Genomic DNA, 26,907 nt, shown 5'->3' with positions numbered 1-26,907 from the left:
TCGAAGAATCTGTCCATCCGACAGCAGGATACATCCGGAGGAGCGTGATGGGAAATCCAGAAGGCAATAAAGAGCGTGAGGCGTTTGCCGATGCGATCAACCGTGCCGCTTTCAGCAGCGAACGTGTGCTGCTGCGCCGACGTGGCCGAGCGGTCGCCGCGGTCGTACCCATCGAGGACCTGCGACTCCTGGAGGCGCTCGAAAACCGTATCGATCTTGTCGATGCCCGAGCCGCGTTAGCCCAGGCCAACAAGAAGGGCGCTCAGTCGCTCGATGCGATTCTGAAAGAATTAGGACTCTGATAGTACCAGATGATCGCCACCATTCTCCTTGCCCCACCAGCCGAACAACAACTCAGAGCAGTTGAAAAGCCGCTTCGGAAGGCCCTCGTAAAATGGTTCAATGCCATTAAGAATCATCCGCGCGCCCCAGGCGTCACCACGCTCGAAGGCGAAGACCATCTCTATCGAGTCCGCGATGGCGACTATCGGATTATCTACGCAATCCGCGATAATAATCTCCTCGTGCTCGCCATCAAGCATAGCGTGCGGACAGCCGTCCCTCGGTCCTGAACGAATCTGGCTCACCTGCATGCGCACATTCCAGCGGATGCTCAAAAAACCTTCCAACAAGACCGCAGCCGATGAACGCATCCTGCTAAGGCTCGCCGCGGGCAATCTCTCGATAGTACGATTCCAACATGGCCTTGCTGGCTGGCTCAACAAGCACCAACTGGCGTTGATCCAAGGTGTTGGCGCAATAGAGATACACTCCCTCCAATGCCTGCCCAAGCTCGACATGCAGTTGACGTCCGTCCGGCTCCTGCCTCGTGGTCTCGCGAAGAACCTTCTTCTCGCGTAATTGCTCCCAGACCATCTGTGCAGAAGGCCAATGGTTCTCATAGAGCGGCGCGCCAGGATCGGCTAAGCCTGATTCCAGCTTCGCTCGATCGAACGGACAACCTTCGTCTGGTTCTGGGGATTCATCCCAATGAAGGGGATGCGATATTCCCCTCCCCAACAGGTACAGAGGGCCATCGTCGGCAACTTCCTCGACGAGTCGGTAACGAATCAATTCAGGCGGCTCGATCAGATCAAACCCTCGTGCAGCCACAGCCCGTTGCAACGGGATTCGCCTCGCCAGCTGTCTGGTTTTCTCAAATAGGATCATGCGCCCATTGATCGAAAGCCGTGCACTCAGACAATCAAGCCTCGCACCGATTCCTGTTCGCCCCTCAAAGGCTGCCTGCGGCTGACTCTCGCTGACACGTTCGAAGGTGTTCCAACTGCGACTGGGAAGACCAGGGTCCTGTTCGGCCTGCACCAGAGCATGCGTGGCAAGGATCAGATCATAGGAGGGATTAGAATCGGTGTGATCGAGATCGAGACAGTCGAACCGCACATTGGTCAGCCCCAGCGCCTGCGCTCGTTCTCGTGCGCGAGCAATCGAGACAGGCGAGCGATCGATTCCGACGAAGCTCTTGTCAGGGTACTGCTCCGCATAGAACGTCGTGAGAATGCCGACCCCACAGCCCACATCCAAGATGGAGCGGGCCTCGCCGAGGCGATCCGCGACCCGAAGGCCGATGGCGAGATAATAATCGTACCGTTGACTATACAGAACCGGCAGGATATTCGGATGGGCCGTGGCATCGTAGAATGCGATCTCGTCGGCAGCAGATCCACGACGCTTCTGCTCCACCAGCCGATGTAATGTTGTGAGGTCTTCGGAAGAGAGCGTCTCCCGCTGCCATTGGAAATAGGCCTCGTCCGACGTAAACTGCCGGAGACCCCACCAAGCCAGATGTGAGTGGAGCGATGGCAACCGTGAGTCGTTAGTCATTACTGCAGCCTCTGCCCGCCTGCGCAACGAGTATTCCAGCGAGGCCGCAGGTGAGTCGAAACCGGAGGCGTACCCTTGGGGTACGTTGAGGATTTCGATGAGCCGAGAACGAAGCTGGAGAGCCTGTTCAGCAGGCGCCTACGGTCTCTTCAGCATGATGGCGTCAAAATATGTTTCCGGCACCGGGTGCGGGAAACGCAACTGACCTGAGCCGAACGACACATACTTTTCACAGGTCAATTGCTCAAGCCCGATCGGCCCCTTGGCATGGAGGCGCGAGCCACTGAGCCCGATATCGGCGCCCATCCCGTAGCTGTCGCCGGCATTGAGACGGGACGACGCATTCACGAAGACGGCGCTGGCATCCACTTCGCGCGTGAACCGCATGGCCGACTCATAACTCGTCGTCGCGATTACGGCAGTGAGACAGGGGCCATGCGCCACGATATGCGCCAACGCCTCATCCAGGTTCGCCACCATTTTGACCGCCAGCACAGGCCCCTGGAATTGGGTCTGCCAATCTTCCTCCTTAGCCGGGATGATGGAGGCATGTCCGGTCATCGCCATTTGCCCCATCAAAGCCATCGTCTTGGGGCAGGCTCGGACCTCGACCTTGAACTCTTCGAGCATGCGGTTAATCAATGGGGGGAGAAACTGTCGCCCGATGACCTGCTGCACCAGCAGCGTGTCCATCGAGTTCGACGCAATCACCTTCTGCACTTTAGAACTAATCGCCACGTTTTGCGCCATCGGCATATCGGTGTCGGCATCCACATACATATACGTGAGTCCGCCATCGTTGCAGAGCACCGGCATCTTGGCCTGTTCGACCACAGCTTTACGGAGGCCGGCTCCGCCACGTGGGATAATCGCATCGAGACTCTTGCCGGATCGGATCAACTCGACCGCCACCTCTTTCTCCGGACGGTCGATGATGATCCATGCGCCGGCCGGCACCCCACTCGCTTCCGCAGCTTCGCGCAGTCCCGTCCCGATCGCCTGTTGCGTCAGACCCCATTCCGGCGCGCCACGAAACACACAGAGATTGCCCGATTTGAAACAGAGCGCAATCGATTCCACCGTAATGAGTGGACTCATCTCTGAGATGACACCGATCACCCCGATCGGAACGCGCACACGGCTGACTTGTAGCCCGTCCGGTCGTTCCCAGCGAGACGTCACGGCACCGACCGGGTCGGGCAAGTCTGCGATCATGCGAAGGCGCTCAACCATGTCCTTGATATCGTCTGGCGTCATACGCAAGCGCGCGACGGCCGCTTTCATCCGGTCTTTCATGACGTCGGCTTCAAAAGACTTCCCGACCGCATCCACATCTTTCTCGTTGGCCGCCAGAATGATGTCTTCGTCAGCCGCCAATCGATCTGCCATTGCGCGTAGCGCTTTTTCTTTTACAGGGCCTGAGATCAACGCAAGATGACGAACAGAATTACGACATTCTTTCAATATCTTATCGATGTAAAGCTTAACTGGAACTTCTGGCATTTTAAACCTCGTGAGACGTACAACGTGACCCAACACGATCCATGCGGCTGAACGAACGAGCGACTATACCATGCGTTTTTTCTGACAGTAAACAGGACTAGGCCGAACCGCCCGAGATCGCCAGAAGTCTTCGCCCCTCTTCCTCACGGGCAACGCGCCAGCCGACCCATCCCCAGAACAGAGCCAGCGGGACCAGAACCCATGCCATCTGCCCCGCCGTGACACCCAAGGCTTTCACCCCGCTCACCATCCACCCCGTCGTCGCATCGCCTCCGCGCGAAACCGCGGTATCGATAAAGTTCTTGGCCTTATACTTCTCCTCCCGACTCACCACGGTAAACAACACCTCGCGAGCAGGCTTGGCGATGGCATATTCCCCGACTCGCCGCACGATAGTAAAGAGCACAAAGGTGACGAGGAACGGCATGACGGCAATCAGGCTAAACCCCACGGCGCTTGCAACGGGAAGTACGACAAGCGCCGAGACCAACCCAAACCGACTGATCATACGGCTCGTGACGGTCATCTGAACGAGGAACGTCAACACGTTCACAACCAAATCGATAAGCGCAAACAAGCGGGTACGACCTTGCGGGGAGGGAATCTGCTCACTGACCAACCGCATTTGCTCCAGATACAAGAACGTCGCGGTCGTCGTCAGCAACAACAGATAGAGACAGATGCCCAGAAGATAGGGCGACGAGAGCGCCAACCTGACCCCCGCCCAGATACTCCCGCCAATCGGTTCACCCTGCCGACTGATCTGACCAGAAGGTCGCGCCATCGCCCATCGATCCAGCCGGTAAATACAGAACCCGCAGGCCACCAGAAATCCGACCGAGATAAGCAGCAATGCGGGAACCGGGACGACGAAGGTGAGTCCGGTCGTGAGTAGCGGACCGACCATCGCGCCGATGCTGCCGCCGGCGGCAATCACGCCGAACAGCCTGACGCCTTGCGTCGGCGTAAACAGATCGGCCATGAAACTCCAGAATACCGACACGACGAACAGATTGAACACGGATAGCCAGACGAAGAATGTGCGGGCGGCCCACTGGGGAGACAGGTGGCTCGTCATCGCCACAAAAAACAAGATCAAGTTGAGGCCGAAAAATGCGTACACCGTCAGCAACAACCGATATCGCGGGGCGCGGGCGGAGAGCCATCCGAACAGGGGCGTCACCAATAGAAGAGTGACGAAGGTGGCGGTCATCATCCAGGGCAGGTGCTGCACACCTCCCTGGATCGCCATCTCATCGCGTACAGGCCGCAGGATGTAGTACCCGCAGAGGAGGCAGAAAAAATAGAGGAAGGCCCAGCCCACCGGGACGGCTTCGTCCGGTTCTGCATCGGTCACCGAGGGAAGCACATCTCGAAGCCACGCCATAGGATGGGCATCCTGCCGTGAGAACCTCTCCCACGCAAGGAGAAAATTTGCTAGAATGCGCCAAACGAACGACCTCATACCATGTTCACGAACCTGTCATGATCGACCTACGCAGCGATACCGTCACTAAACCCACCGACGCCATGCGAAAAGCCATGGCCGCGGCTGAGGTAGGAGACGACGTGTACGGAGAAGATCCTACCGTCAATCGCCTCCAGGACATGGCGGCCGCCATGTTCGGGAAAAAGGCCGCGCTCTTCGTGCCGTCCGGCACCATGGGCAATCAACTCGCCATTCGCCTCCACACGCAACCGGGCCAAGAGGTCATCGTGGAGCAGACCGCACATATCGTCCGCTACGAGCAGGGCGCCGCCGGAGCACTGGCAGGCGTCCAACTCCATTGGGTCGCGGGAACTCGAGGGCTCATCTCAGCGGAGCAGGTTGAGGCAGCTATCCGCCCCTCAGACCCGCATACCATTCAAACAGGGCTGATCTGCCTGGAGAACACCCATAACAGTGGCGGTGGAACGATTTATCCGCTGGCGACGATTGAACGTATTCGCGCGGTGGCGGCCACCCATGGCATCCCGATGCATTTGGACGGTGCACGGTTATTCAACGCCATCGCGGCCACCACCTTGCCACCAGCCTCCTATGCCCAGCACTTCGACACCCTGTCGGTCTGTCTCTCGAAAGGCTTGGGTGCGCCGGCCGGTTCACTGCTCATGATGAACGATCTCGCCCTCTTCGAACGGGCGAAGCGGCTTCGCCGGATGTACGGCGGCGCCATGCGGCAATCCGGCATCCTGGCCGCCGCAGGGATCTATGCATTGGAACACCATGTCGCACGGTTGAAAACGGACCATGTTCACGCCAAACAATTGGCGCGGCGACTGCAACGGATTCCGACTGTCAAGGTCAACCCTCAGGATGTCGAGACGAATATCGTCATGTTTGAGGTCGTCGGCCACCGCCTCACGGCCCCTGCGATCGTCGCCGCTCTGAAAGAGGAAGAGCTCTTGATCAATGCGGTGGGTGGCACGAAGTTTCGGGCCGTCACCCATCTGGGTATCTCCACCGCCATGACCGAACAGGCCGGCGAAATCGTGGCCCGCCTGTTGGGAGACTGAATCGCTCGCTCATTGACTCCTCGCCCACCGAAATCTAGAATGCCGCAGATCATGGAGCACCAATGCCACTAGAGGTTGTGTCGTTCAAACAGATCGGCCGGATCCTTGAGATTACCGACTCGCTCGGCCTGAACCGCGAATGGGTTGAAATCCCCTTATCCCCGGAAAGCCCTGGTGTGGTCCGGCGATTGACCAATGGGAAATTAGAAATCATCGTCGATGCGGACGAACCGTTCGAGGACTGGCTGGGATCGCTCCCGAAACATATTCAGCTCGCACAGAAAGTCTAATCATGGATAGCCCCGTCACCCATCCCGCTCCGACGTCAGAAGAGTTGAACGCCGAACTGCTGGCCATGCCGGAACCGCCGGAACAACCTGACCCCATCACCGAACCGGGATTCGAAGAGCTCGTCACGGTAGCCTTGCGCCATGTCCGCGGTCGCCGCGGAGGCGATCTCGTCAGTGTGATCCTCGTGGGGTCCAGCGTACGGCGCGCCATCACGACTCACAGCGACATCGATCTCATCGCGCTCGTGAAAGGACAGGCCGACGGCCATGAGATCGTCCGTGTCGCCGATCGTCTGGCCGACATCCGCTATCGCGGGCATCAGGAGCTTGAAGAAGATCTCCACTATTCCCCGCGCCTCCCCTCTCTGCTACGAAAAGCCCGTATCCTCTTCGATCACGAGGGCATCGGTGCCAAACTCCTCGAACGGGCCAACCAACGATTCCGGCAAGGCCCTCCCGCCGTCAGCATCAATGAACAGATTCGCATGAAGGCAGAATGTTTCCATTGGCTGGGAAAAGCGCGAGACTTGGCCGATAAGCCGGCAACCTCGCAATATATTCTCTCGTTATTTTTCGAAGACATCATTAACGCGTTTTTCAGACTTCGGGGCTTCTGGTTGACTGCGCCGGTCGAGGCGCCGAAGTTCATCGCCTCCCGCGATGCCACATTGGGTGACCTGGCTGGACGGTTTCTCACAGCCGCGACGCTGCCCGAGCGGCTCAACTTAGGCCGCGATCTAGCCGATATCCTCTTTAAGGACGTCCCGAATCCTGCCAGAATCGACTGACAGGCTGCGGATCAATTATCAGACTGCCGCCTAACGAGGCTCGTCCGCTCTCCATCCTATACAAGCCTGAACAGAGAACAGGCTCTTTGTGGGATCGTGATCGCGTGATATCGTCCAGTCATGACCGCACCAGAAGGAGTCACTATGGAGATCGGATTCATCGGGCTTGGGAAGATGGGGATGAACATGGTCACCCGGTTGCAGCGCGACAGGCACCGGGTCATCGTCTACGATCGGTCGGCTGATCTGATCAAGCAAGCTGAAGGCGTTGGCTGCGTCGGTGCCTCCTCGTTAGCCGACCTGGTCGGCCAACTCAAGGCTCCGCGCGCGGTCTGGATCATGGTCCCCTCCGGCGCCCCGACAGAAGAGACCGTACAGGCCGTCGCGGCGCTGCTCCAGCCTGGCGACACGGTCATCGACGGTGGCAACACCAGATTTCACGACGATGTCCGACGGGCCGCGGACCTCAAGAAGAAACAGCTTCACTATGTCGATGCCGGGACCAGCGGAGGCGTCTGGGGATTAAAAATCGGCTACTGCCTGATGGTCGGTGGCGATGAGGCGCCGGTCACACGGCTCGCGCCCATCTTTACGACATTGGCACCCGAGCAGGGTTGGTCTCACGTCGGGGGGGTGGGCGCAGGGCATTATGTGAAAATGGTTCATAACGGCATCGAGTACAGCATGATGCAGGGATATGCGGAAGGCTTCGAGCTCATGGCGAAAAGTGACTACCAGCTCAACCTCGCCAATATCGCGGACCTCTGGATGCATGGGAGCGTCGTCCGTTCCTGGCTCTTGGAACTCGCAGCCGGCGCCTTGAAAGAGGATCCACGGCTGGAACAGTTGAAAGGGTATGTGCAGGATTCCGGCGAGGGCCGTTGGATGATCGCCGATGCGATTGAGAAGGATGTCCCGGTCCCGACCCTCGCGACAGCCCTGTTCACGCGATTCCGATCGCGACAGAGCGAATCCTTTGCGGAAAAGATGCTGGCTGCGTTACGGAATGCCTTCGGCGGCCATGCCGTTCGCCGATAACCAGGAGCCCTATGCCACCGACTAGTCCCCGTATCGACATCAGCCCCTCCGAGGAAACGATTCCTCCGGTCGAGCCCTGTACACTCGTCATCTTCGGCGGATCAGGCGATCTCGCACGTCGGCGGCTGATTCCCGCTCTCTATAACTTGCTCCTCGACGGGCTCTTACCATCGAACTATGCGGTTATCGGATTGGGCCGCAAATCCATGACCGATGAGGAATTCCGCACCACCGTCCGTGACGGCGTCGTGGCCCATTCACGGCAGGCCCTGGTAGAAGACACATGGAACAACTTCGCGCAACACCTCTACTACGTGTCGGGGGAAAATGAGGACCCGAATACCTACGCCAGGTTGAAGTCTCGCGCAGAAGACGTCGAACAAAAGCTCCAATTGCCCGGCAATCGGATCTTTTATCTGAGCATCCCCCCCAGTTCATTTTCGTCGGTCTGCGAGGGACTTGAGCAAGCCGGATTGGCCACGAAGCCGGAAGCACAGGCTCCCTACGCCCGCATCATCATCGAGAAACCGGTCGGCCGCGATTTGGCCTCAGCCCAGGCCATCAATCAGGTCACCGGACGTGTATTTGACGAATCCCAGATCTTCCGCATCGATCACTATCTGGGAAAAGAAACCGTTCAGAATTTGATGGTCGTCCGGTTTGCCAACAGCATCTTCGAGCCGATTTGGAACTGTAAATACATCGATCACGTGCAGATCACGGTGAGCGAAGCTGAAGGTGTCGGAACCAGGGCCAACTACTATGAAGAAGCCGGTGCCCTGCGCGATATGGTGCAGAACCATATGCTGCAGCTACTCTGCCTGGTCGCGATGGAGCCTCCCTACTCGCTCGATCCTGACGTGGTCCGCAACGCAAAGATGGAAGTCCTCCGCTGCCTCAGGCCGATTACCGATCAGGATGTCGAAGAGGTCACCGTCCGTGCCCAGTATAGTGAAGGCACGGCCCACGGCGCGCCCATTCCGGGATATCGACGCGAAACCGGCATTCATCCTGACTCCACGACTGAAACCTATGTCGCACTCAAATGCTTCGTCGAAAACTGGCGATGGGCCGGCGTCCCCTTCTATCTCCGCACCGGGAAGGCCCTCCCCCATCGTGCCAGCGAGATCGCGGTGCAATTCAAAGACATTCCACAAATCCTCTTCAATACCAATGCACAGCCCCAACCTCCGAACGTGTTGGCGCTGCGCATTCAGCCGGAGGAGGGACTCTCTCTCCGCATCGTCTCGCGCGTACCGGGCACCCGCGCACAGACACACCCCGTAGAAATGGACTTTCAATACAGCGATGTCTTCGGCCGCCCCTCGCCCGAAGCCTATGAACGATTGCTCCTCGACGTGATGGCCGGCGATGCCTCCCGCTTCATGCGGCGCGACGCCGTGGAAGCCTCCTGGGCCTGGATCACCAATATTCTGGAAGGATGGCAGAAACAAGGATTGCGATGGTTGCCGGCATACCAGGCGGGAACCTGTGGCCCGGTCGAAGCCGATCGCCTCATTGAAAAGGATGGACGGACCTGGCGCGCCCTATAGCGACTCCCCGCATATCAGTCGTAGCTGTTTCAGGATCTCTCCTTTGGTCCCCAGCCCGCCGATAAAACGCTCGAATAGGCCCAGACGATAGAACGCGAGCACCGGTAATGAGTGAACTTCCAGCTCCGCCGGGATCTGAAAATTCTCCTCCACGTTCATGGTCAGGATCAGCAGCTTGCCGGTCACATCGGACTCCAGCTTCTCCAATTCCCGCATCAGCGCGCGACAACCTCCGCAGCCTGGTTTCCAAAACTCCACCAGCACCGGCACCCCTGCCTGCTCCACGACCTGATCAAAGTCCCGGTCGGTCACCTCACGCATCGTGATCTCCGCTTGTCACGACAGGCTCCCCGGTGTTGCCGCAAATATCTCCTCGTACAAACGCTCAGCCAATAGCCGATAGCCGGCAGTGGTCAAATGCAGACCGTCATTGGAATACCGGGCCGCCAGTTGCTGTGTCTCAGGCTCCGCCGTGGCAGTAAAGAGATCGAAGGCCGCCAGCCGCTTCGATTCGGCATAGCGGAGAATCAACCCGTTCAGCCAGCGCCGCCGATCAAGATGTTCCGCACACCACCGACGCCCCTCTTCGCTATGCAGATCGTCACCCACCCTGATTGATGGCACGGTGACCGGCACCGGTGTGACCCCTGCCGCGGCAGCCAACTCATACATCTTCAGGAGATTGCGCATAATGTCGCCCGGCGCGGCATTCCACCCAAGGTCGTTCGTCCCGCCGAGGATCACCACATGTGTCGGTTGATGGCTCAGCACAGCCGTGCGAAATCGCATCGCCATTTCACCGGTCAGCTCACCACAGATGCCGCTGACTGAGACGCGCACGGAAGGTCCAGTCAATTCTTGCAGGAATCGCCCATAGGGCGTCTCAGCCCCTTGAGGATTGTCCGCCGTGGGCGACTGAAACCCTGCCGTAAGGCTGTCACCAAAACAGATAATGTGGCTGGATAGACTCATCACAATGAACCGGATTCTACCGACCGCACCGCGAGGTTCACAATGCCCTAGTGCAGGCACTGACAGAAGGAGGAATCCCTCAGTAATTCCTGGTGGAACAGTCGGTGAAGAGCGGCTATTTTCTTGACGATTCAGCACCTCCAGGATACGACTATTCACTATGGACGAACTCACGACAAAGGGCATCGTATTATCCATCGCGCCCATAAAAGAGCCACCAAACCCCGAGTTATCCTCCGTCAAACGACTCCTGACGCTCTTGGACAAAACCGCCAAGTCCAGCCGGACCTATGGGGCCGCAAACCCTGTGGCACAGAAGTTCTTCCAGCAATTATTCGAAGGACTCACGGCCCACCTCGCCACCTACACAAAATTAGCGTTTCTTGTGCAGCGCTCTGAGCTGTACTTCAACGGGGAAGTCGTCTATCGCGCCGAGGAGGGCTCGAGTACAGAAAGCGTCGCCTTCAAGCTCTACTCGGATGGCATCAGAGAACTGACATTTCTCGAAGGACTTCCCGCTGAAGACCTCTCGTTCTTGCTCGACTCCCTGTGGGGGAGCCTTAATCCGAACGAAGAACACGATGACGATATCGTGACTCGCTTATGGGAAAAGAACCTCTCGACCATCACAGTCGTCACCGCCGAAGAGATCGCTAAAGCTTCGACCGGTGGCGATGTCTTTGCACTCCCTACGGCTGGAACCATGGAGGCGCCTGAGTCGAGCCTCAGAGACCTTCTTGACCGGGAACGGGCCAAAGCCAGAAAAGAGAAGGGGCCTGGAGGCGATGGCGGCAATGCCTCGGAGGATAAACCGGTCGGAGGGGCAGCCGGCGGAGGGACGGGCCGATTCCAGTCCGGTCACGTGGGTTATGACGTGACCGAAACGGAACTAGCTGAACTGGCAAAGGAGATCGAGGCCGAGAGCACCAGGGATAACACCACCTATCTCTTGGACATGCTCACCGCGATCCTGGCATCGGAAAAATCTGCGGCGATTCTGACCAAGCTCCTCGATCTTTGGGGAAACGTCCTCGACTCATTGGCAGCCCAAGGGAAATGGATCGTGCTGGATAGCGTGCTCGGACTCTTGCATGTCACCGCTGAGGTCAGACCGGATCTCGGTGAAGATCAGAAAACACAACTGGCGGCATTGCTCGACAGCCTTGCCCGCCCCGAACGCATGAAGATGATCGAGGCCTATCTGAATAGGACCCCAGCCGCCACCACGGAAGGATTACCGGCAGTGCTGCTGTCGATGACGTCGGCAGCCGTCCCTGCCTTATGCACCCTCTTGGCCAATCTGGAGACACCAGCCCATCAAGCGATCGCAGCGGAAGCCCTCGAGGCACTCGCGAAGGATCAACCGGATCACCTGCTTCGCGGGTTGACAGACCGCCGCCCCCGCTATGTGAAGAACCTGCTCACGATCCTGCTCAAATGGAACGATCCACGATTTGCAGACGCGATTGAAAAACTAGTGCGCTACCCAGATATCCAGGTACGGAAAGAAGTCATACGCGCGATCGGGATCTTCCGTCCCAACGGGAACGGCATGAAACTAATTTCGTTCATGAACGATACCGAGGAGTCGGTGCGGTTCGCAGCGCTCAAGCTGCTGATGACCGGTCAATATAAGGCATCCTACTCCGCCTGGTCACCCCTCATCTCGACGGACACCTTCATGGATCGAACCCTGAGTGAAAAGCGCGCGGTATTCCTCGCCATGCGTGCCACCAGTGGCGATGAGGTCATCCCCCACTTTGAAAGTTTGTTCACAGAATGGTCCTGGACCAACCGGAAGAAGAAGGAAGAGCTCGCCGCCCTCGCCGCCGAAGCATTGGGGAAACTAGCCAGTCCAGCCGCGGTCATTGCGCTTGAGTTGGGACAGAAAAAAGGCGGTGCCGCTGTGCGGCAAGCCTGCACCGCGGCGCTCGCCCAAGCCCAGCGCCAGCAGCAGCAGCTCAAACAGACTGCATCATAAGCAAGGAGCCGTTGCCGTGAGTGACTTCAAGATCAAAGAGACCCCAGCCGCGGACGGACAGGCCCAACCGATCCTCACCCACGAAAAATCCCTGTCTCAGAAAATCGCCCGTGGCTCGGAGGCCGGGGACATTCTGGACCAGCAGATGGTCATGCTGGGCATTCAGCTGGTCACGCAGCTGAACGTCTTGCTCAAGAGCTCCCGCATCTATGACCGCACCAACGCAGCGTTGGACAAACCCGTCGATACCATGCTGACCTTGATTAAAACCATGGCACACGATCAGCCGGTCACTCTCCGTCTGCAAAACGACTTCTTGTTTCTCGGAGACAGCCACTTAAAGGTGAACGCCCAACAAATGGCCGTGGCCACCAGTATCATCGACGTCTTGAACCTGTGGAAGATCGGCGGAATCACCTTCTCGATGACCGCGGAGTCGAAAGATCTTCGTGAATTTGCGGCGCTGTTTGTCAGCCTTGATCCGCACACCTCAACGATCGACGACCTTCAAAAAGAATTTACCGCACGGGGCATCACCGGCATCGAATTAGAAGAGCAACGGCAACTGAAAGTCCGAGAAGGAACCGAAGCGAATGGAAACAACGGAACCGGAACGGCGGAAAGCACGGGGTCGGACGGCACAGAAAACGCCGACCCCAAAATGCAGCGGAAGGCACAGGCCAAGAACGGCTATGCCAAAGTCGCAGGATCGGTCGGCACATTAACACAATCAGTCCGTGAGGGGGGAACGGTCAGCTTCAAACAAGCGAAGCGCGCAATCCAAAACATCGTCGATCTCATGCTGGACGACGAAGCAACGGTTCTCGGTCTGACGACCCTTCGCTGCCACGATGAGTACACCCATAATCACTCGGTCAATGTCTCCCTGCTCTCCATTGCGCTGGCCAACCGCGCCGGCTATCCCAAAGGGGAGCTGGCCGACCTCGGCCTTGCAGCGTTGTTCCACGACATGGGCAAATCCACCATTCCCATGGAGGTCCTGAACAAACCGGGCGAGTTTACCGATGCGGACTGGGTGGCCATGCGCAATCATCCCACGGAGGGAGTCCTGAGTCTGTCGAAACTGAGAGGCATCACTAATCTCCCGGGCCGCATGGCTGCGGCCTCCTTCGAGCACCACATGAACCTGGACTTCTCCGGTTATCCAAAGCTGACCGTGCCCTGGACCGTCTCCCTGACCGGCCGCATCCTCACGATCGCAGACTGTTATGACGCCATGACCTCTTCCCGCGTCTATCGCCGGGAGCCCATGTCCCCCTCAAAAGTCTTGAACATGATGTTCTCAAAGTCCGGCAAAGCCTTTGACTCGGTACTGCTCAAGTTGTTCGTCAACTGTGTCGGTATCATCCCCATCGGCAGCCTGGTGATGTTGGACACGAGCGAGCTGGCCGTCGTGCTCAAACCAGCCGTCGATAAGGCGAACGCCGAACGGCCGTTCGTCAAGGTCATCACCGACCTGCAGGGGGACCCCGTCGAGCACGGGCGGGAAATCGACCTCACCGAGAAAGATGAAATGGGAGGTTTCCGCCACAACATTATTCGTTTGATCGACAACACGGAGCATAAGTTCGATACCAGCCGCTACTTCGTATAGCAGGATGTTGAAGCAGTCCGCCGGCCAGTCGATGCTCAATGGTGAGCGCTGAACGGTGAACGAGGAAAGACTCTCGACATCAGCATTCCTCGCGCATTGTTCTGCGTTCGGCTCCGCACTCGCTGCGGCCTTACTGGGCGAACTATTTGAACATCCTGCCTCCGCCGATCCCTTGACAGCGCCTCCCCCCCCAGTTATTCTCGCAACCGTTCTATTGATCGCAGATTTCACCAACAAGGAGCGCGTGTTATGCATACAACGGGAATTCTCTTGGGACGGATCACCCTCCCCCTGGTCGCCGCGGGCATGTTACTACTCGGATCTCTCCCTACAGCACAGGCCGCCGAGGCCTTTAAAATGGGCGTCGTCGACCCTCAGTCCGTGCTAGAAAAATCAAAAGCGGGCAGAAAGGCCTTGGACGGGCTCAAGGAATATGTGTCTACCAGGCAGAAGTTGCTGTCACGGGATGAAGAAGAGTTGCGCAATACCGAGAAGACGCTCAAGGAACAAATCGCAAAACTGAGCGACGCCGAAAAGAAAGAAAAAGAGACTCAGTTCCGCGCAAAGATCCAGGACTACCAGAAACGTGCGCAAGAATTTAACCAGGAATTACAGGGCAAGCAGAAAGAGTTGGTCGATGACTATATGAAGAAAATTGCCTCGGCCACACAGACCGTGGCGGAAAAAGGCGGATTCTCCATCGTCGTCGATAAGGGCAGCGAACAAACGGTCAAGATTGTGATCTACAACAAAGACACCATCGACTTAACCGACCAGGTGATCAAAGAGTTCGACCGCACCAACAGCAAGTAGTCCTGCTGCCCGCTAAGCCTAAATTCACGATCCAGCGATGATGGAACCTCGGCCTCTCCGAGGTTCCATCATCGCTCCATCGGATAGCCTGCATCCCGCCAGGCTTTGATACCCCCATCCATCGACACCACATTCGTGTAGCCCATCTGCTGAAGCGCATCCGCGGCTAAGACCGACCGGTAGCCCCCTCCGCAATACAGCACGATATCCTCATGTTTATTAGGAATGAGCGATTCGACGTCGCGTTCGATAATTCCCTTACCAAGATGCCGGGCGCCCTTCGCATGATCCTTCGCAAATTCGAGATCCTCACGCACATCGAGAAAATGCAGCGCCTCACCCCGGTCGAGCCTGACCTTCGCCTGTTCGATCGTGCATTCCTTCACCCGCCCTCGTGCCTCATCCACTAGCTTGAGAAAGCCTGGATTATGTTGCATCCTCGCTCCATTCTCTGTCCCAATTAAAATAAGGTTGTTTGTTCGATCCCTGGCCTGCGAAAGGTCGTGGGGACCGTCTCGTCACGCAATGCCGGAAAGCCCGTTTTACGTTTGGCCACAGTAAACAATTGTTCGATCATCTCCCAATAGGGACCTGCGCCACGGTGGCGTTCAAGGAAGGCTCCCTCACTCATTGCGCCACCGCGCACCTCACGAATTCGATTCATAATCTTGGTGATCCGATCGGGAAATGCCGCCGTCATACGCTCGAGGAACACTGGCTCGACAGGACCAGACAAACGCAACAACGTCGCCATCGCCTCCACTGCCCCAGCCTGCTTCGCTCGAGCCAAGAGATCTGGCACATCCTCATCGTTGAGACCAGGAATGAGTGGAGAGAGCGAGATGCCGGTGGAAATGCCGGCGTTCGCCAAAGTTGCCATGGCCTCAAAACGTTTCCGGCTCGAGGGTGCATGAGGTTCGACCTTACGCGCGACCTCATCGTCGGAAAACGGGATGCTGAAATACACGCGAACCGATGCGACATCATGCAATAGGCGCAGCAGGTCCAGATCACGCAGCACCAACACCCCTTTCGTAATGATCGCGACCGGATTCCGATACTCGGCACAGACCTCCAGACAGGCTCGCGTCACCTCCAGCGCCGCCTCCAGGGGCTGATAACAATCGGTGTTCCCCGAGAACAGGATCAATTCGCCCTTCCAGGAAGGCTTCTCGAACGTCCGACGGAGCAAGGCCGCGGCCTCACGTTTGACAATAATCTTGGACTCGAAGTCCGTCCCGGCACCGAATCCCCAATACTCATGTGTCGGCCTTGCATAACAATAGGCGCACGCATGAAAACAACCACGATAGGGATTGAGACTCCATCGGAACGGCAAGTCAGGGCTGTCGTTCCGACTGAGAATGTTACGGGTCGCATCCTCAAACATCTGCAGCGCGACATGGGGCGCAGGCTCCAGGAGATCCCGGTGTTGTGAGTCAAATGGATTAGGGGGGTTCATCACCCTGCGCATCGGGATATGGTCCTCGATCTGCCGGCCCCTGTCAACGGGACGAACCCTGCCAGCCGGGACAGCCATCACGCTCCGATTGATTGACTACGCCCTACCCCGATGTTAGATTCCAGCGCTTTCAGGAACAAACGCCCATGTACGATCTACGCTATTTACGCGACAACTTAGACCGCACCAGGGAACAGCTCGGCCCCCGCGGAGCCGACGTTCCATGGGATACTCTGCGCACGCTGATCGAACAACGCCGCGCCTTGACCACCCAAGTCGAGCAGCTTCGCGCTGAACTGAAAAAAGGATCAGAGGACGTCGCCAAGCTGAAGCGGGAGAAACAACCGGCAGATGCTGCCATGGCCGCCATGAAAGCGGTCGGCGAGCGGATCAAGACGATTGAGGACGAACTCCGTGGCACCGAAGAGGCTCTGACCGATCTGAATCTCCGTATCCCGAATCTCCCCCATGCCTCGGTGCCGGCAGGCAAAAACGAGAGTAACAACGTGGAGGCCAGACGGTGGGGAACCCCGCCCGCCCTGACCGCACCGGCCAAGAGCCACTGGGATCTCGGCGAAGCCCTCGGCATTCTGGACTTCGACCGGGCTGCAAAAATCGCCGGTGCACGGTTTGCGGTCCTCACGGGAGCCGGTGCACGACTCGAACGGGCCCTCATCAACTATATGTTGGACCGCCACACGACCGAGCATGGCTATCGGGAAGTCCTGCCGCCGCTCCTCGTCAATCGAACGAGCATGACCGCGACCGGACAGCTGCCCAAGTTCGAAGATGACCTGTTTCGCTTGAGCGACGAAGACTATTTCTTGATCCCAACGGCAGAAGTTCCGGTGACGAACCTCCACCGTGACGAGATACTTCCTGAGACCAGCCTACCGGTCCGGTATACGGCCTATACCCCCTGCTTTCGTCGCGAAGCAGGCTCCTATGGAAAAGATACCAGAGGGCTCATTCGCCTCCACCAATTCAACAAAGTCGAGTTGGTCGTGTTTGCAAAACCGGAACAGTCCTATGAGGAATTGGAACGCTTGACCGGCCATGCCGAAGCGATCTTGCAAGGACTGGGACTTCACTACCGGGTGATCACGCTCTGTACCGGCGATATGGGATTCTCTGCGGCAAAGACCTACGACATCGAAGTCTGGCTGCCGTCGCAAAACCATTTTCGAGAAATCTCATCCTGCAGCAACTTCGAAGGGTTTCAAGCCAGGCGCGGCGGCATTCGATATAAAGGCCCCGCCGGGAAAAAAGATGCGAAGACAGAGTTCGTCCATACCCTCAACGGGTCTGGACTTGCCGTCGGACGCACACTCGTAGCTATCCTCGAAAACTACCAGCAACCTGATGGAAGCATCACGATTCCAGACGTCCTGCGCCCCTACATGGGAGGGCTTGAGCAGATCCACAACGAATAGGATAGAATCCACACACCCTAAGCGCGCATCATGATGAACGCTCACGGGTACAGAGGTTGAGTTGGAGGGGTGACGGAGCGGCCGAACGTGCCAGTCTTGAAAACTGGAGACCTCGCAAGGGGTCCGCGAGTTCAAATCTCGCCCCCTCCGCCAACACCGCAAAGATATTTATACTTTCAGGCAGGCCTCCTCTCGATTTCCCGATCTCCATTCAAGCACAGAACGAAGTGCTCACTTCCCCATCTGGGATAGCAACTTTCACCCATGTTTCCAATCACCCACTACGTATCACGCATATTCGACAGCACGTTCAACGAGGCATCCAGCCAGAGCCTAAATCATGCCACGAAAATATATAATGCTAGCAGGCATAGTATTGCCGTAAGCACTTAATAGTTAACATCAATTATAGATCTATAAAAGCCTGGTGGTTTTTAGAAATCCCCCCCCATTAGTCCTACCCCACCTACCTCTACGGTATTTTCAAAGGTCCGTCATTACTCCAATATCGCACTCGATAGCGCGGCTCATGGGCATCATTTCTTGGAGGAGAGACCGATGCACAAACAGATCGGGAAAATCGGGGCCATTCGTCGAGAGCTAGACGGAGCCGCCTGCCCCTGCTGCGGTGGACATAAGTATCAACTCGTGCTTCGGGGAAACATGCAACCGCAATCCGGCGGGCTCTTTGCCCGCTGCGCGCAATGTCAGCGCCCTCGCGGACTCAATGAAGGCCTCGGTCGAATTCTCTGGATGTAAAGAGTCACCTCATCACCTCAATACAGAAGGAAGACACCATGCACGTCCTCTCTTCACCGATTCAATACTTACAGCGGCACAGAGCGCGCACAAAACAGAAACGAACCGCATTGCATATGTTGACGCTCAGTGGCGCCATCAGGCCCAGCCACGTTGAGATCCGATACGCGACCCCCATGGCAGGCAGAACCGCCTCCCGCACGCAACCGACTGCGAGCGGGCATCCATTGACCCACCCGATCCCTCTACAGTCATGGGACCATACCGTCACACTTAATACGAATCAGACATGGCAATGGGCGCGCAGCCTCTCTTCCACACTCGTCCAACTTGCCAAAAAACCCATCGTCCTTCAATGGACCAAACAGATAGACATGTAACCCGCGCCGTCCTCATCGATAATTTTCCTGGATCCATCTCGCGAATTACTTGTACCTCCCATAGGGCCTGAGGTAAGATCACGGCTCGCTTGCTGGTTACCCTACGGTCATCAATCTTCATCGTCGATGATTGGGAACCCCGCAAAGAGCTGAGACGAGTGGAGAGGTGGCCGAGTGGCCGAAGGCAACGGTTTGCTAAACCGTCGTAGGGGCAAAACCCTTACCGAGGGTTCAAATCCCTCCCTCTCCGCCACAGCCCACGCAACAGTGCGCGCGCAGAGAATGGACAGCCAGACAACTTGATTTTTCTCAGCCGATCCTGTAACAGTGCCCTGCTTGTCTTGCCATGCTCCGTGCCGAGGTAGCTCAGTTGGTAGAGCACAGCCCTGAAAAGGCTGGTGTCGACAGTTCAATTCTGTCCCTCGGCACCACTTCCCCTTTCCATTTTAGATACACGACGAGCAGGCTTGGTAGGTTCGTTCAGACGAATGTCTTCAGGGCTATTGGGATTGGGGAAGTCGCGAGAAGTGGAACGTGGCGATGGCCACGGTTGCCGCAACATTGAGCGATTCCACGTCGCGGCTGAGGGGGATGGTAAATCGAGTGGTCGCCTGCGTGCGAATCTGAGCCGACAACCCGCGGCTTTCATTGCCAACCGCAAAGATCAGCTTCCTTGGAGCCTGCCTAATTTCATCGATGGGAACGGTCCCCTCACCCGGCACTTCTGCCGTGAAGATCCGACAACCTTCCCGAATCAACCCGGACACATCCCTGGTAAAAAAGATGGGCAGCATGTGCAGAACACCACTCGTGGCACGAACCACTTTGGGTTGATAGACGTCTGCAGATTCCGGCGTCAGCCAGAGGGCACTCACGTTGAGACCGGCAGCCGTTCGAATAATCGCCCCGACATTGGCCGGATCCTGCAACTGCTCTCCGAAGATTCCCAGGATGGACGGCTGCTGAAGAATTTCTTCTTCGTCCCAGATTGGTTGCCGCACCACGGCAAGGATACCCTGCGGCTCATCCACATCGGATAGTTTAGAGAATTGCACGTCAGAGCAGGAGTACTGCCGCATCGAGACCGCTTCACGAATCAGTCGGTCGCACTGGACCTCTTTGAGTAGATAACTGGACGCTGTGACAATCGTCAGAATCTGGTCGGGAGACCGAGCCAGAAGATCTCGCACGGCGTGGGCGCCTTCGACGACGAAGGCGCCTTCCTGTGCTCGCACACGCCTATCGAGGAGAAGTTCACGGATGTGCGCCCCTTGCGAGCGCGTCAGGAGGGGAAGTGAGTCAGCCACGCTTATACGTCACGCTGGACACAATCGGTTCAGCGACGTTTCCGCCCGGATGCGGCCTCGGCAGCCCGAATCCGTTGAGCCCGTACTTTCGCCCGCTTGAGCGCAGTCAACTTTCCGCTGGTTCGATCCTGCTCATGCTGAAGCTTGTCGAACTGAGACTGGAGGTGGAGCTTCTCGCGCTTGTGCAGCGTGGCACATTCTTCTTGCGAAAGATGGATCCAGTCGCCACAGGTCTTGGCCCGCTTGATCCGTTGTTCCAACGACTCACGCAACTGCTTGGAACGCATGCTTAAGAGCGATTTTAACGCTTCCTTACGCCGCTGGACTTCTTCTTCCTCTGCAATAATTCCGCGAATATCTGTTCCTAACATGACACGCCTCCTCGCTGGATCTTGAATAAACTTGGAGGCGCATTATACCTGATTTCATCACACATCTTCCACTGAGAGAAAATGCTCATAAGTCTTTGTTATTGAGGGGGTATCGAGCTATCAGCCCCAAGAGCGAGGTTGCAGCGAGCGGCGCAATTCAGTATCATCGCACCATGGCACTCGGACAACAAATTCAAGCGTGGCGAGCCTCAGGAGGCCTCTCAGTGGAGGCCTTAGCCGCAGCATCCCATATTCGGACTCATCAATTAGAGCAAATTGAAGCAGAGGAGATTGACCCTTCCGCTTCAACCCTCGAAGCACTCGCGGCTGCCTTGAAAATTCCTCCGGCTTGGCTCTTTAGCCATCCGACTTCATTTCGCACCTTGTTCGAGGATCCGGAAGAGCACGAAAATCCCATCCCCACAGGCCCGGATCCTGTCACAGAACGAATACTCGCGGGATCGCGTATGGATCGCTCCCTCTATGTCCTGTTGACGGCGATCATGCAAAGCGGCGAACCGAAATTGCTCCGTGCGGCGGAAGTGAATTTACGAAGCCTCGTCAAGCAAGCCAAACAGGCAACAGTTCCATGGCAGAACCGACCGTCCGGCCACTTCGAACCCCCAAGCGATTAGCGGGATGCTAAAAAAATCCGCCAACAGCGTTCCTGAGTGTCCTGCATACGGACGGCGATCCTCAAGTCACAGCACTTGCAGGATAAAACATTTCAGATAACGTGTTTCCGGCATCGTAGCGAAAATGGGATGGTCGCTCGCCTGTCCACGCTGTTCAAGCAGACGGACCTGCCTCTTCGCGTCTCGTGCAGCCAGACGAATGCCCGTCCACAATTCCTGTTCAGTGACATGGTGTGAGCAGGAACTCGTGACCAGAAATCCCTCCGGCTTCGTGAGCCGCATCCCAAGCAAATTGACATCCTTGTATCCTGCCAAAGCACGAGGCACGGCCTGTTTACTACGAGCAAAGGCCGGTGGATCGAGCAACACGAGGTCATAGCGGCGTCCAGCCCGTTCGAGCTGTCGCATCTCCACAAACGCATCCGCCGGTCGATAGACACAATGATTGTCCACACTGTTCAAGACCGCATGGTTGCGCGCAAGTGCCAGAGCCTCCTCGCTGACATCCAATCCTTCGACCGACTTCGCTCCTGCGAGCGCTGCATGAATGCCAAAGGCTCCCGTATGGGCAAAGACCTCGAGTACCTCTGCACCCGACGCGAATTGCGCCGCCACCAATCGATTCTCCCGTTGATCGCAGAACCAACCGGTTTTCTGCCCTCGTTCAATGTCGACAAGAAATCGAGCCAGCCCCTCATGGATATCGACAATCGTGGCGCCGCCTCCTCGAAGGAAGCCTCGCTCCACCGGCAATCCCTCCAACGTCCGGCTTTTGGCATCGTTGCGCAGATACACCCGAGTCGCTCCGGACTCCTGGCACAAGAGGTCGCCGAGTAGATCTTTCCGACGGTCCATGCCGGATGAGAGGGTCTGCATGACTAAGACATCGTCATAGCGATCGACGATCAAACCAGGCAACCGATCCGCCTCTCCATAGATGAGGCGATAGGCATTGGTGCCGGTGACGATCTTCTGGCGCAGCCTGACCGCCTGCGCAATCCGCGCCTTCCAAAACTGTTCGGTGATGGGTTCGTCTTCGAATGTCAGGATCCGAACGCGGATCTTGGACTCGGGATTGTAGAGGCCTCTGGCATAGAATCGTCCATTCGGGGAGATGACATCGACCACATCGCCTGAAACCGGCTCACCGCTGACCGCCTCGATATAACCGGCATAGATCCAAAGATGCCCAGGCTCCTCGACCGCACGTGTGCGAGAGAGCCGAACCTGACCGCGTGGATTCTCATCATGTGTCGTCATGCCGTACTTATCCAATGGCGCGGACCGCACGTCAAGTCCTTCCTCACGCATCAGCTTGCTTGACGGCTGCCGCGCGCTGTGTTTTGCTGCAGATGTGCGTTACACACAGCTTTTCCCCCTGTATGAACCGGGAAGCCCCACGATGACACGAATACCGACCATCGGCTCCGCCGTGATTGACCGGCTCCATCAGCTGGGTGTCCAGCATATCTTTGGAATCCCCGGCGATTATGTCCTGAGCCTCTACCAATTAATCGAAGCCTCACCGATCCGCCACATCGGCACGACCCGCGAAGATTGCGCAGGGTTTGCCGCCGACGCCTATGCCCGCATCAACGGCATCGGAGCCGTCTGCGTCACCTATTGCGTCGGAGGGCTGAATTGCGTGAACGCGATCGCCTGCGCCTATGCGGAACGGTCGCCGGTCGTGCTGCTCACCGGATCGCCGGGACTGTCAGAGCGGGTTCGCACCCCCTACATGCACCACATGGTGCGGGATTTCTCGACTCAACGAGAGGTCTTCGAGAAAATCACGGTGGCTGCCGTCTCCCTGGACGACCCGGCAACCGCCGAACGAGAGATGGACCGGGCCTTCGCGGCCCTACTACGCTATCGCCGCCCCATCTATATCGAAATCCCTCGCGACCTCGTCCATGCAAGGCTGCCGGCTCCGCTACGCCCTCTCTGCCTCGACGACGAACCAAGCAACGCCGCCGCACTGGACGAAGCCCTCGCCGAAGTCCGTGCCATGTTGGCCTTGGCTAAGCGCCCTGCGATCTTGGCTGGCGCGGAAATCGGACGCTTCGGCCTGCAGGACGAACTGACCCGGCTGGTCGAGCGGCTCAATGTCCCCATCGCCTCGACTCTGTTGGGAAAATCCGTTATTCGTGAAGACCACCCACTCTACGTCGGCGTGTACGGGGGTCTGATTGCGCGTGACGAAGTCCAGCAGTACATCAATGGATCAGACTGTCTCCTGATCCTGGGATCGATCTTATCCGACGTTGAGGATCTCAATGCCGATTCACCCTTGCTGACAGAAGGCCGCACCATTCATGCGACCGCCGATCGGGTGGCCATCAAACACCATCGCTACGATGCAATCCGGTTTCAAGATTTTGTGCGAGCCCTGGTGAGCAATCCCCTTCCTTCATTTCCGGCTCGTTCCCTACCTATGCCGCCCGCTGTGACACAAGGCGCCATTGCGCCGGATGCCCCCGTGTCGTTACATGGACTCTTCCGTTACCTGGATAGTGTACTGGATGAAAAAACCCTCGTGATCGCCGATGTCGGAGAATCGCTCTTTGCTGCGGCCGATCTCCATGTCCACCGGCGATTCGAGTTTCTCTCGCCCGCCTATTACACCTCCATGGGATTTGCTGTTCCGGCAGCCGTAGGCGCGTCATTTGCCGATCCCACGCTTCGACCAATCGTGTTAGTCGGAGACGGCGCCTTTCAAATGACGGGAACGGAGCTGTCCACTGCCGTGCGATATGGTCACACGCCAATCGTCATTGTATTGAACAATCGTGGATACTCCACTGAACGGGAGATTCTCGAAGGCCCCTTTAACGATGTCCACGAATGGCACTACGAACGAATCTGCGACATGGTCGGAGGCGGAGTCGGTACGAGGATCACAACCCAAGGTGAATTCGAGCGAGGGCTCACCACTGCCTTAGCAGACTCCCGCCAGCTGTATGTCCTGAATGTACTCCTCAGTCCAGCCGATCGCTCAGCAGGCATGATCAGACTGGCCCATCGCCTCGCCAAACGACTCTCCACCGACTGCCCATAACAACAGGGCATTCCAGATAACTTTGCGTGATCGGCAGACGCCACGCACATCGGAGAACCGAATGTCAGGTTTCTACCAAAACGATGTCGTCACGGCACTGCCTAGAACAGTCCAACGTCGATCGGCTGGAGCGAGAAGTGGCGCGTTATGGCCGAGTCATCCCATCGGGCGGTGCTTCACTCTCTCTATGTAGAGCTGGGGTGCCCGGCATTGGCTGGGAGAGTGGAATGAAGCGGTCCGCGATATCTTGGGTCAGGTACGTGAGGGATCGCCTAACCCTACAGCGGAGAATACGACTTTTCAGCCGGGCTTCTTCGTCGCAAACACCGTGGCGTCACAGGCAAGATACTTGATCTGCTTCATGGGAATGATGAGCACTTCCTTCGCTGAATCGACCTCTAACACTTCCATATCGTCACTGATGGTATGACGAATCGCATCCTTCACCAGTAACTCCTGATTGTCGACAAACACAATTTTTACCCAATATTGCACAAGGCCACTCCTTCGTTACGAGGTCACTTCAATTTTTCAGAACGTATCGCTACCGGCTCCACCGAGATGATCGATGTTCTTCGAATAACCCCCGCTCCCACACAGGCAACCCTGCGATTGTCGTGAGCCCTATATAAGAGTGAGGTCCGTGCGGCACAACCTGCACTGATCAACGCGACCACCGGGCGATTATACTGATCGCCTTGCCGGCGTGGCAACTGACACGCACCGACAGTCATCGCGTGAAGGGCAGAACTGACACTCACGCTGAGGCTACCCACGCTGTGAGAGCGGGAAGATCGTCCAAACCATCCCACCCATTTCTTCACCATCCTGCTCAGGCAAGCGATCGTGGAACAAGATGCACGGCACCAGCCTTGATCGCCGCAATGACGGAGGCGCCAGGCGCCAGGCACAAATCTTCTACCGCCCCGCGCGTGATGGTTGCCATGAGGGAAAATCCACAGTCGATCGTGACCTGTACCATCACGCCTTGCGGAACAATGTCGGTCACCCGCCCCAGGAGATGGTTCCTGGCACTGGTCATCCCGCTCCCCGCCGGCTCGACCACCACATCTTCGGCCCGAATACAGACATAGACGGATGCTCCGATGGCATCACGGCTCAGACCTTTCAGCCTCGTTCCGTTGACCGCCACCGCGGCTAACCCGTCCGCCTGTTCGATCACCACACCTTGCACCACCGTCTCCACACCGACGATGCGCGCCACCTCTGCATTGGCCGGACGACTGAATACCTCATGTGGCTTCCCGACTTGATGGATCAGCCCCTGACCCATGACCGCCATCACATCGCCCAACGTGAGCGCCTCCGACCAGTCGTGGGTCACAATGATCGAGGGCAGCGCCAATTGTTTCAACAGGCTTCTGAGTTCCCCTCTCAGTTGCAGTCGGGTCGGCGCATCCAAAGCCGACAAGGGCTCGTCGAGCAAAAGTAGTTGCGGCCTCGGCGCGACGGCTCTAGCCAGCGCCACCCGTTGCTGTTGGCCACCGGACAATTCTCGCGGCTTTGCGGCTTCAAGCCCCTGCAATTGGAACAGTTCCACCACCTCCGCCACTCGCTTGTTCCGGTCCTGGGACGCTAATGCTCCCAATCCATAGGCAATGTTTCCCGCCACAGAGTAGGTGGGAAAGAGCGCATAATCTTGCGGCATGTACCCGATCTGTCTATCTTGAGGCGAGACCCTGATACCCGACTTCGTATCTAACCAAGTCCGCGAGAGGAACTGGATTCTTCCGTCTTCCGGCCATTCAAGTCCCGCAACGGACCGGAGGATGGTCGTCTTGCCTGACCCGGATGGACCAAACAGGATCAAGACGGTGGACGCCTCGACCTCATAGCGGAGACGGGCCTGAATAGGCGCGCGACCAGAAAATGTTTTGGTCATGTCGATGGTCATTTCTGAGGCCATGCTGCCCATACCTTTCGATTCATCGCATAGACCAGCAGCAATACCCCATAAGAAACCACGAGCAACAACAACGCCGTTTTGGCAGCCCCGGCATAATTGAGCGCTTGCACTTCATCGTAAATATCGATCGAGACCGTTCGCGTTTCACCCTCAATGTTGCCTCCCACCATCAGCACAACGCCGAACTCTCCCAATGTGTGAGCGAAACTCAACACCGCACCGGTCACGAGACCCGCCATGGACAGGGGTACGATGAGCTTAAAAAAGGTTTCGACTTTGGACACACCCAACGTCCAGGAAGCTTCGATCAGCCGAAGATCGACTTGCTCAAAGGCTGCAGCGAACGGCTGTACGGCAAAGGGCAAACTGTAGAGAATCGACGCGAGGAGTAGACCTTCGAAGGTAAAAGGAAGCGGGTGCCCGACCAGGTCGCTATAGAATCGACCGACCGGGCTCTGTGGACCGATCGCGACCAGAATATAAAAACCCAGCACCGTCGGAGGGAGCACGAGCGGCAGCGCGACCACCGACTCAACAATGAACTTCCAGCGCCATTTTGAAAAGGTCAGCCAATAGGCGATGGGTAATCCGACCACCAGCAAGATGCCGGACGTCAGACTCGCCAATTTAAACGTGACCCAGATCGCCGTCCAGTTCATCGAA

At 57.2% G+C, this 26,907-nt stretch carries 28 protein-coding genes and 3 tRNA genes; 18 read left to right on the top strand and 13 right to left on the bottom strand.

Going from position 1 to position 26,907, the window contains the following annotated elements:
* The first annotated feature begins 47 nt into the window (after nt 1–47).
* Nucleotides 48–302 (top strand): prevent-host-death family protein, encoded by a 255-nt coding sequence (locus tag Q8N00_12565; GenBank protein MDP2383625.1) that lies wholly within the window; start codon nt 48–50, stop codon nt 300–302.
* 9 nt (nt 303–311) lie between these two features.
* Nucleotides 312–572 (top strand): type II toxin-antitoxin system RelE/ParE family toxin, encoded by a 261-nt coding sequence (locus Q8N00_12560; GenBank protein MDP2383624.1) that lies wholly within the window; start codon nt 312–314, stop codon nt 570–572.
* Nucleotides 573–657: 85 nt separating this feature from the next.
* Here the strand turns inward: Q8N00_12560 and Q8N00_12555 are convergent, their stop codons facing one another.
* The 3 genes from Q8N00_12555 to Q8N00_12545 form a co-directional block, all read right to left on the bottom strand.
* Complete coding sequence (locus Q8N00_12555) at nt 658–1,842, bottom strand: methyltransferase domain-containing protein (GenBank protein ID MDP2383623.1); 1,185 nt, start codon at nt 1,840–1,842, stop codon at nt 658–660.
* A 138-nt stretch (nt 1,843–1,980) separates the two neighbouring features.
* On the bottom strand, nt 1,981–3,345 hold the full coding sequence (locus Q8N00_12550) for a glutamate-5-semialdehyde dehydrogenase (protein ID MDP2383622.1): 1,365 nt from the start codon (nt 3,343–3,345) through the stop codon (nt 1,981–1,983).
* A 97-nt stretch (nt 3,346–3,442) separates the two neighbouring features.
* Entirely contained in the window at nt 3,443–4,732 is a 1,290-nt protein-coding gene (locus Q8N00_12545) for an MFS transporter (GenBank protein MDP2383621.1), read from the bottom strand.
* 98 nt (nt 4,733–4,830) lie between these two features.
* Between Q8N00_12545 and Q8N00_12540 the strand changes: the two genes are divergently transcribed.
* The 5 genes from Q8N00_12540 (at nt 4,831) to zwf (ending at nt 9,531) form a co-directional block, all read left to right on the top strand.
* Nucleotides 4,831–5,862, top strand: coding sequence for a GntG family PLP-dependent aldolase (locus tag Q8N00_12540; protein ID MDP2383620.1), 1,032 nt, complete (start codon nt 4,831–4,833; stop codon nt 5,860–5,862).
* 62 nt (nt 5,863–5,924) lie between these two features.
* Nucleotides 5,925–6,152, top strand: coding sequence for a hypothetical protein (locus Q8N00_12535; GenBank protein MDP2383619.1), 228 nt, complete (start codon nt 5,925–5,927; stop codon nt 6,150–6,152).
* Nucleotides 6,153–6,154: 2 nt separating this feature from the next.
* On the top strand, nt 6,155–6,940 hold the full coding sequence (locus Q8N00_12530; GenBank protein MDP2383618.1) for a hypothetical protein: 786 nt from the start codon (nt 6,155–6,157) through the stop codon (nt 6,938–6,940).
* 144 nt (nt 6,941–7,084) lie between these two features.
* Nucleotides 7,085–7,978 carry a decarboxylating 6-phosphogluconate dehydrogenase gene (gene gnd, locus Q8N00_12525; GenBank protein MDP2383617.1) on the top strand — a complete coding sequence of 298 codons (894 nt, stop codon included), beginning with the start codon at nt 7,085–7,087 and terminating at the stop codon, nt 7,976–7,978.
* An 11-nt stretch (nt 7,979–7,989) separates the two neighbouring features.
* Nucleotides 7,990–9,531, top strand: a complete 1,542-nt coding sequence (gene zwf / locus Q8N00_12520; protein MDP2383616.1) for a glucose-6-phosphate dehydrogenase — start codon at nt 7,990–7,992, stop codon at nt 9,529–9,531.
* On the opposite strand, the gene Q8N00_12515 is transcribed toward zwf, so the two are convergent.
* The gene (locus tag Q8N00_12515) at nt 9,526–9,852 is read right to left on the bottom strand and encodes a thioredoxin domain-containing protein (protein ID MDP2383615.1); all 327 of its coding nucleotides are present in this window, start codon (nt 9,850–9,852) and stop codon (nt 9,526–9,528) included. The genes zwf and Q8N00_12515 overlap by 6 nt on opposite strands.
* Nucleotides 9,853–9,867: 15 nt before the next feature.
* Entirely contained in the window at nt 9,868–10,503 is a 636-nt protein-coding gene (locus Q8N00_12510; protein MDP2383614.1) for a GDSL-type esterase/lipase family protein, read from the bottom strand.
* A 160-nt stretch (nt 10,504–10,663) separates the two neighbouring features.
* On the opposite strand from Q8N00_12510, the gene Q8N00_12505 reads away from it, so the two are divergent.
* The 3 genes from Q8N00_12505 (at nt 10,664) to Q8N00_12495 (ending at nt 14,912) form a co-directional block, all read left to right on the top strand.
* On the top strand, nt 10,664–12,484 hold the full coding sequence (locus Q8N00_12505) for a HEAT repeat domain-containing protein (GenBank protein MDP2383613.1): 1,821 nt from the start codon (nt 10,664–10,666) through the stop codon (nt 12,482–12,484).
* Nucleotides 12,485–12,500: 16 nt separating this feature from the next.
* Nucleotides 12,501–14,099, top strand: coding sequence for an HD domain-containing protein (locus tag Q8N00_12500; protein MDP2383612.1), 1,599 nt, complete (start codon nt 12,501–12,503; stop codon nt 14,097–14,099).
* Between the two features lie 249 nt (nt 14,100–14,348).
* Nucleotides 14,349–14,912 (top strand): OmpH family outer membrane protein, encoded by a 564-nt coding sequence (locus Q8N00_12495; GenBank protein MDP2383611.1) that lies wholly within the window; start codon nt 14,349–14,351, stop codon nt 14,910–14,912.
* A gap of 68 nt (nt 14,913–14,980) precedes the next feature.
* On the opposite strand, the gene Q8N00_12490 is transcribed toward Q8N00_12495, so the two are convergent.
* Complete coding sequence (locus tag Q8N00_12490) at nt 14,981–15,349, bottom strand: rhodanese-like domain-containing protein (GenBank protein MDP2383610.1); 369 nt, start codon at nt 15,347–15,349, stop codon at nt 14,981–14,983.
* A gap of 23 nt (nt 15,350–15,372) precedes the next feature.
* A complete protein-coding gene (locus Q8N00_12485; GenBank protein ID MDP2383609.1) occupies nt 15,373–16,386 on the bottom strand; it encodes a PA0069 family radical SAM protein in 1,014 nt (337 codons plus the stop codon).
* A gap of 134 nt (nt 16,387–16,520) precedes the next feature.
* Between Q8N00_12485 and serS the strand changes: the two genes are divergently transcribed.
* From serS to Q8N00_12455, 6 genes are all read left to right on the top strand, one after another.
* Nucleotides 16,521–17,807: a serine--tRNA ligase gene (gene serS, locus Q8N00_12480; GenBank protein ID MDP2383608.1), complete on the top strand. Its 1,287-nt coding sequence runs from the start codon at nt 16,521–16,523 to the stop codon at nt 17,805–17,807.
* 63 nt (nt 17,808–17,870) lie between these two features.
* A tRNA-Ser gene (locus tag Q8N00_12475) sits at nt 17,871–17,960 on the top strand.
* Nucleotides 17,961–18,365: 405 nt separating this feature from the next.
* Nucleotides 18,366–18,566, top strand: coding sequence for a hypothetical protein (locus tag Q8N00_12470; GenBank protein MDP2383607.1), 201 nt, complete (start codon nt 18,366–18,368; stop codon nt 18,564–18,566).
* A 38-nt stretch (nt 18,567–18,604) separates the two neighbouring features.
* Nucleotides 18,605–18,946 carry a hypothetical protein gene (locus Q8N00_12465; protein MDP2383606.1) on the top strand — a complete coding sequence of 114 codons (342 nt, stop codon included), beginning with the start codon at nt 18,605–18,607 and terminating at the stop codon, nt 18,944–18,946.
* 160 nt (nt 18,947–19,106) lie between these two features.
* Nucleotides 19,107–19,199, top strand: a tRNA-Ser gene (locus Q8N00_12460).
* Between the two features lie 102 nt (nt 19,200–19,301).
* Nucleotides 19,302–19,377 (top strand) — tRNA-Phe (locus Q8N00_12455).
* Between the two features lie 69 nt (nt 19,378–19,446).
* Here the strand turns inward: Q8N00_12455 and Q8N00_12450 are convergent.
* Both Q8N00_12450 and Q8N00_12445 read right to left on the bottom strand, forming a co-directional pair.
* Nucleotides 19,447–20,253 (bottom strand): RNA methyltransferase, encoded by an 807-nt coding sequence (locus tag Q8N00_12450; GenBank protein ID MDP2383605.1) that lies wholly within the window; start codon nt 20,251–20,253, stop codon nt 19,447–19,449.
* Between the two features lie 29 nt (nt 20,254–20,282).
* Entirely contained in the window at nt 20,283–20,624 is a 342-nt protein-coding gene (locus Q8N00_12445) for a hypothetical protein (GenBank protein MDP2383604.1), read from the bottom strand.
* A gap of 173 nt (nt 20,625–20,797) precedes the next feature.
* On the opposite strand from Q8N00_12445, the gene Q8N00_12440 reads away from it, so the two are divergent.
* Nucleotides 20,798–21,259 carry a helix-turn-helix transcriptional regulator gene (locus Q8N00_12440; GenBank protein ID MDP2383603.1) on the top strand — a complete coding sequence of 154 codons (462 nt, stop codon included), beginning with the start codon at nt 20,798–20,800 and terminating at the stop codon, nt 21,257–21,259.
* A gap of 66 nt (nt 21,260–21,325) precedes the next feature.
* Here the strand turns inward: Q8N00_12440 and Q8N00_12435 are convergent, their stop codons facing one another.
* Entirely contained in the window at nt 21,326–22,570 is a 1,245-nt protein-coding gene (locus Q8N00_12435; protein ID MDP2383602.1) for a class I SAM-dependent rRNA methyltransferase, read from the bottom strand.
* Between the two features lie 91 nt (nt 22,571–22,661).
* On the opposite strand from Q8N00_12435, the gene Q8N00_12430 reads away from it, so the two are divergent.
* Nucleotides 22,662–24,317, top strand: coding sequence for a thiamine pyrophosphate-binding protein (locus Q8N00_12430; protein ID MDP2383601.1), 1,656 nt, complete (start codon nt 22,662–22,664; stop codon nt 24,315–24,317).
* A gap of 300 nt (nt 24,318–24,617) precedes the next feature.
* Here the strand turns inward: Q8N00_12430 and Q8N00_12425 are convergent, their stop codons facing one another.
* The 3 genes from Q8N00_12425 to modB all read right to left on the bottom strand — a co-directional run bounded on the left by Q8N00_12425 (nt 24,618) and on the right by modB (nt 26,903).
* A complete protein-coding gene (locus tag Q8N00_12425; GenBank protein ID MDP2383600.1) occupies nt 24,618–24,812 on the bottom strand; it encodes a hypothetical protein in 195 nt (64 codons plus the stop codon).
* Between the two features lie 337 nt (nt 24,813–25,149).
* Nucleotides 25,150–26,244, bottom strand: coding sequence for an ABC transporter ATP-binding protein (locus Q8N00_12420; protein ID MDP2383599.1), 1,095 nt, complete (start codon nt 26,242–26,244; stop codon nt 25,150–25,152).
* Nucleotides 26,229–26,903: a molybdate ABC transporter permease subunit gene (gene modB, locus Q8N00_12415; GenBank protein MDP2383598.1), complete on the bottom strand. Its 675-nt coding sequence runs from the start codon at nt 26,901–26,903 to the stop codon at nt 26,229–26,231. The genes Q8N00_12420 and modB overlap by 16 nt, the downstream gene beginning before the upstream one ends.
* Nucleotides 26,904–26,907 lie beyond the last annotated feature (4 nt).

The sequence above is a fragment of the Nitrospirota bacterium genome, from assembly GCA_030684575.1.
In the GTDB taxonomy this organism is placed as follows: Bacteria; Nitrospirota; Nitrospiria; order Nitrospirales; family Nitrospiraceae; genus Palsa-1315.
The sequence above is the reverse complement of the archived record's forward strand: the minus strand, read 5'-3'. Positions and strand labels throughout refer to the sequence as shown.

What these genes read in the sequence shown, in the direction of transcription:
- Q8N00_12565 (MDP2383625.1), top strand. Translation starts at nt 48, where the DNA reads ATGGGAAATCCAGAAGGCAATAAAGAGCGTGAGGCGTTTGCCGATGCG.
- Q8N00_12560 (MDP2383624.1), top strand. Translation starts at nt 312, where the DNA reads ATGATCGCCACCATTCTCCTTGCCCCACCAGCCGAACAACAACTCAGA.
- Q8N00_12555 (MDP2383623.1), bottom strand. Translation starts at nt 1,842, where the DNA reads ATGACTAACGACTCACGGTTGCCATCGCTCCACTCACATCTGGCTTGG.
- Q8N00_12550 (MDP2383622.1), bottom strand. Translation starts at nt 3,345, where the DNA reads ATGCCAGAAGTTCCAGTTAAGCTTTACATCGATAAGATATTGAAAGAA.
- Q8N00_12545 (MDP2383621.1), bottom strand. Translation starts at nt 4,732, where the DNA reads ATGGCGTGGCTTCGAGATGTGCTTCCCTCGGTGACCGATGCAGAACCG.
- Q8N00_12540 (MDP2383620.1), top strand. Translation starts at nt 4,831, where the DNA reads ATGATCGACCTACGCAGCGATACCGTCACTAAACCCACCGACGCCATG.
- Q8N00_12535 (MDP2383619.1), top strand. Translation starts at nt 5,925, where the DNA reads ATGCCACTAGAGGTTGTGTCGTTCAAACAGATCGGCCGGATCCTTGAG.
- Q8N00_12530 (MDP2383618.1), top strand. Translation starts at nt 6,155, where the DNA reads ATGGATAGCCCCGTCACCCATCCCGCTCCGACGTCAGAAGAGTTGAAC.
- gnd (MDP2383617.1), top strand. Translation starts at nt 7,085, where the DNA reads ATGGAGATCGGATTCATCGGGCTTGGGAAGATGGGGATGAACATGGTC.
- zwf (MDP2383616.1), top strand. Translation starts at nt 7,990, where the DNA reads ATGCCACCGACTAGTCCCCGTATCGACATCAGCCCCTCCGAGGAAACG.
- Q8N00_12515 (MDP2383615.1), bottom strand. Translation starts at nt 9,852, where the DNA reads ATGCGTGAGGTGACCGACCGGGACTTTGATCAGGTCGTGGAGCAGGCA.
- Q8N00_12510 (MDP2383614.1), bottom strand. Translation starts at nt 10,503, where the DNA reads ATGAGTCTATCCAGCCACATTATCTGTTTTGGTGACAGCCTTACGGCA.
- Q8N00_12505 (MDP2383613.1), top strand. Translation starts at nt 10,664, where the DNA reads ATGGACGAACTCACGACAAAGGGCATCGTATTATCCATCGCGCCCATA.
- Q8N00_12495 (MDP2383611.1), top strand. Translation starts at nt 14,349, where the DNA reads ATGCATACAACGGGAATTCTCTTGGGACGGATCACCCTCCCCCTGGTC.
- Q8N00_12490 (MDP2383610.1), bottom strand. Translation starts at nt 15,349, where the DNA reads ATGCAACATAATCCAGGCTTTCTCAAGCTAGTGGATGAGGCACGAGGG.
- Q8N00_12485 (MDP2383609.1), bottom strand. Translation starts at nt 16,386, where the DNA reads ATGCGCAGGGTGATGAACCCCCCTAATCCATTTGACTCACAACACCGG.
- serS (MDP2383608.1), top strand. Translation starts at nt 16,521, where the DNA reads ATGTACGATCTACGCTATTTACGCGACAACTTAGACCGCACCAGGGAA.
- Q8N00_12470 (MDP2383607.1), top strand. Translation starts at nt 18,366, where the DNA reads ATGCACAAACAGATCGGGAAAATCGGGGCCATTCGTCGAGAGCTAGAC.
- Q8N00_12465 (MDP2383606.1), top strand. Translation starts at nt 18,605, where the DNA reads ATGCACGTCCTCTCTTCACCGATTCAATACTTACAGCGGCACAGAGCG.
- Q8N00_12445 (MDP2383604.1), bottom strand. Translation starts at nt 20,624, where the DNA reads ATGTTAGGAACAGATATTCGCGGAATTATTGCAGAGGAAGAAGAAGTC.
- Q8N00_12440 (MDP2383603.1), top strand. Translation starts at nt 20,798, where the DNA reads ATGGCACTCGGACAACAAATTCAAGCGTGGCGAGCCTCAGGAGGCCTC.
- Q8N00_12435 (MDP2383602.1), bottom strand. Translation starts at nt 22,570, where the DNA reads ATGCGTGAGGAAGGACTTGACGTGCGGTCCGCGCCATTGGATAAGTAC.
- Q8N00_12430 (MDP2383601.1), top strand. Translation starts at nt 22,662, where the DNA reads ATGACACGAATACCGACCATCGGCTCCGCCGTGATTGACCGGCTCCAT.
- Q8N00_12420 (MDP2383599.1), bottom strand. Translation starts at nt 26,244, where the DNA reads ATGGCCTCAGAAATGACCATCGACATGACCAAAACATTTTCTGGTCGC.
- modB (MDP2383598.1), bottom strand. Translation starts at nt 26,903, where the DNA reads ATGAACTGGACGGCGATCTGGGTCACGTTTAAATTGGCGAGTCTGACG.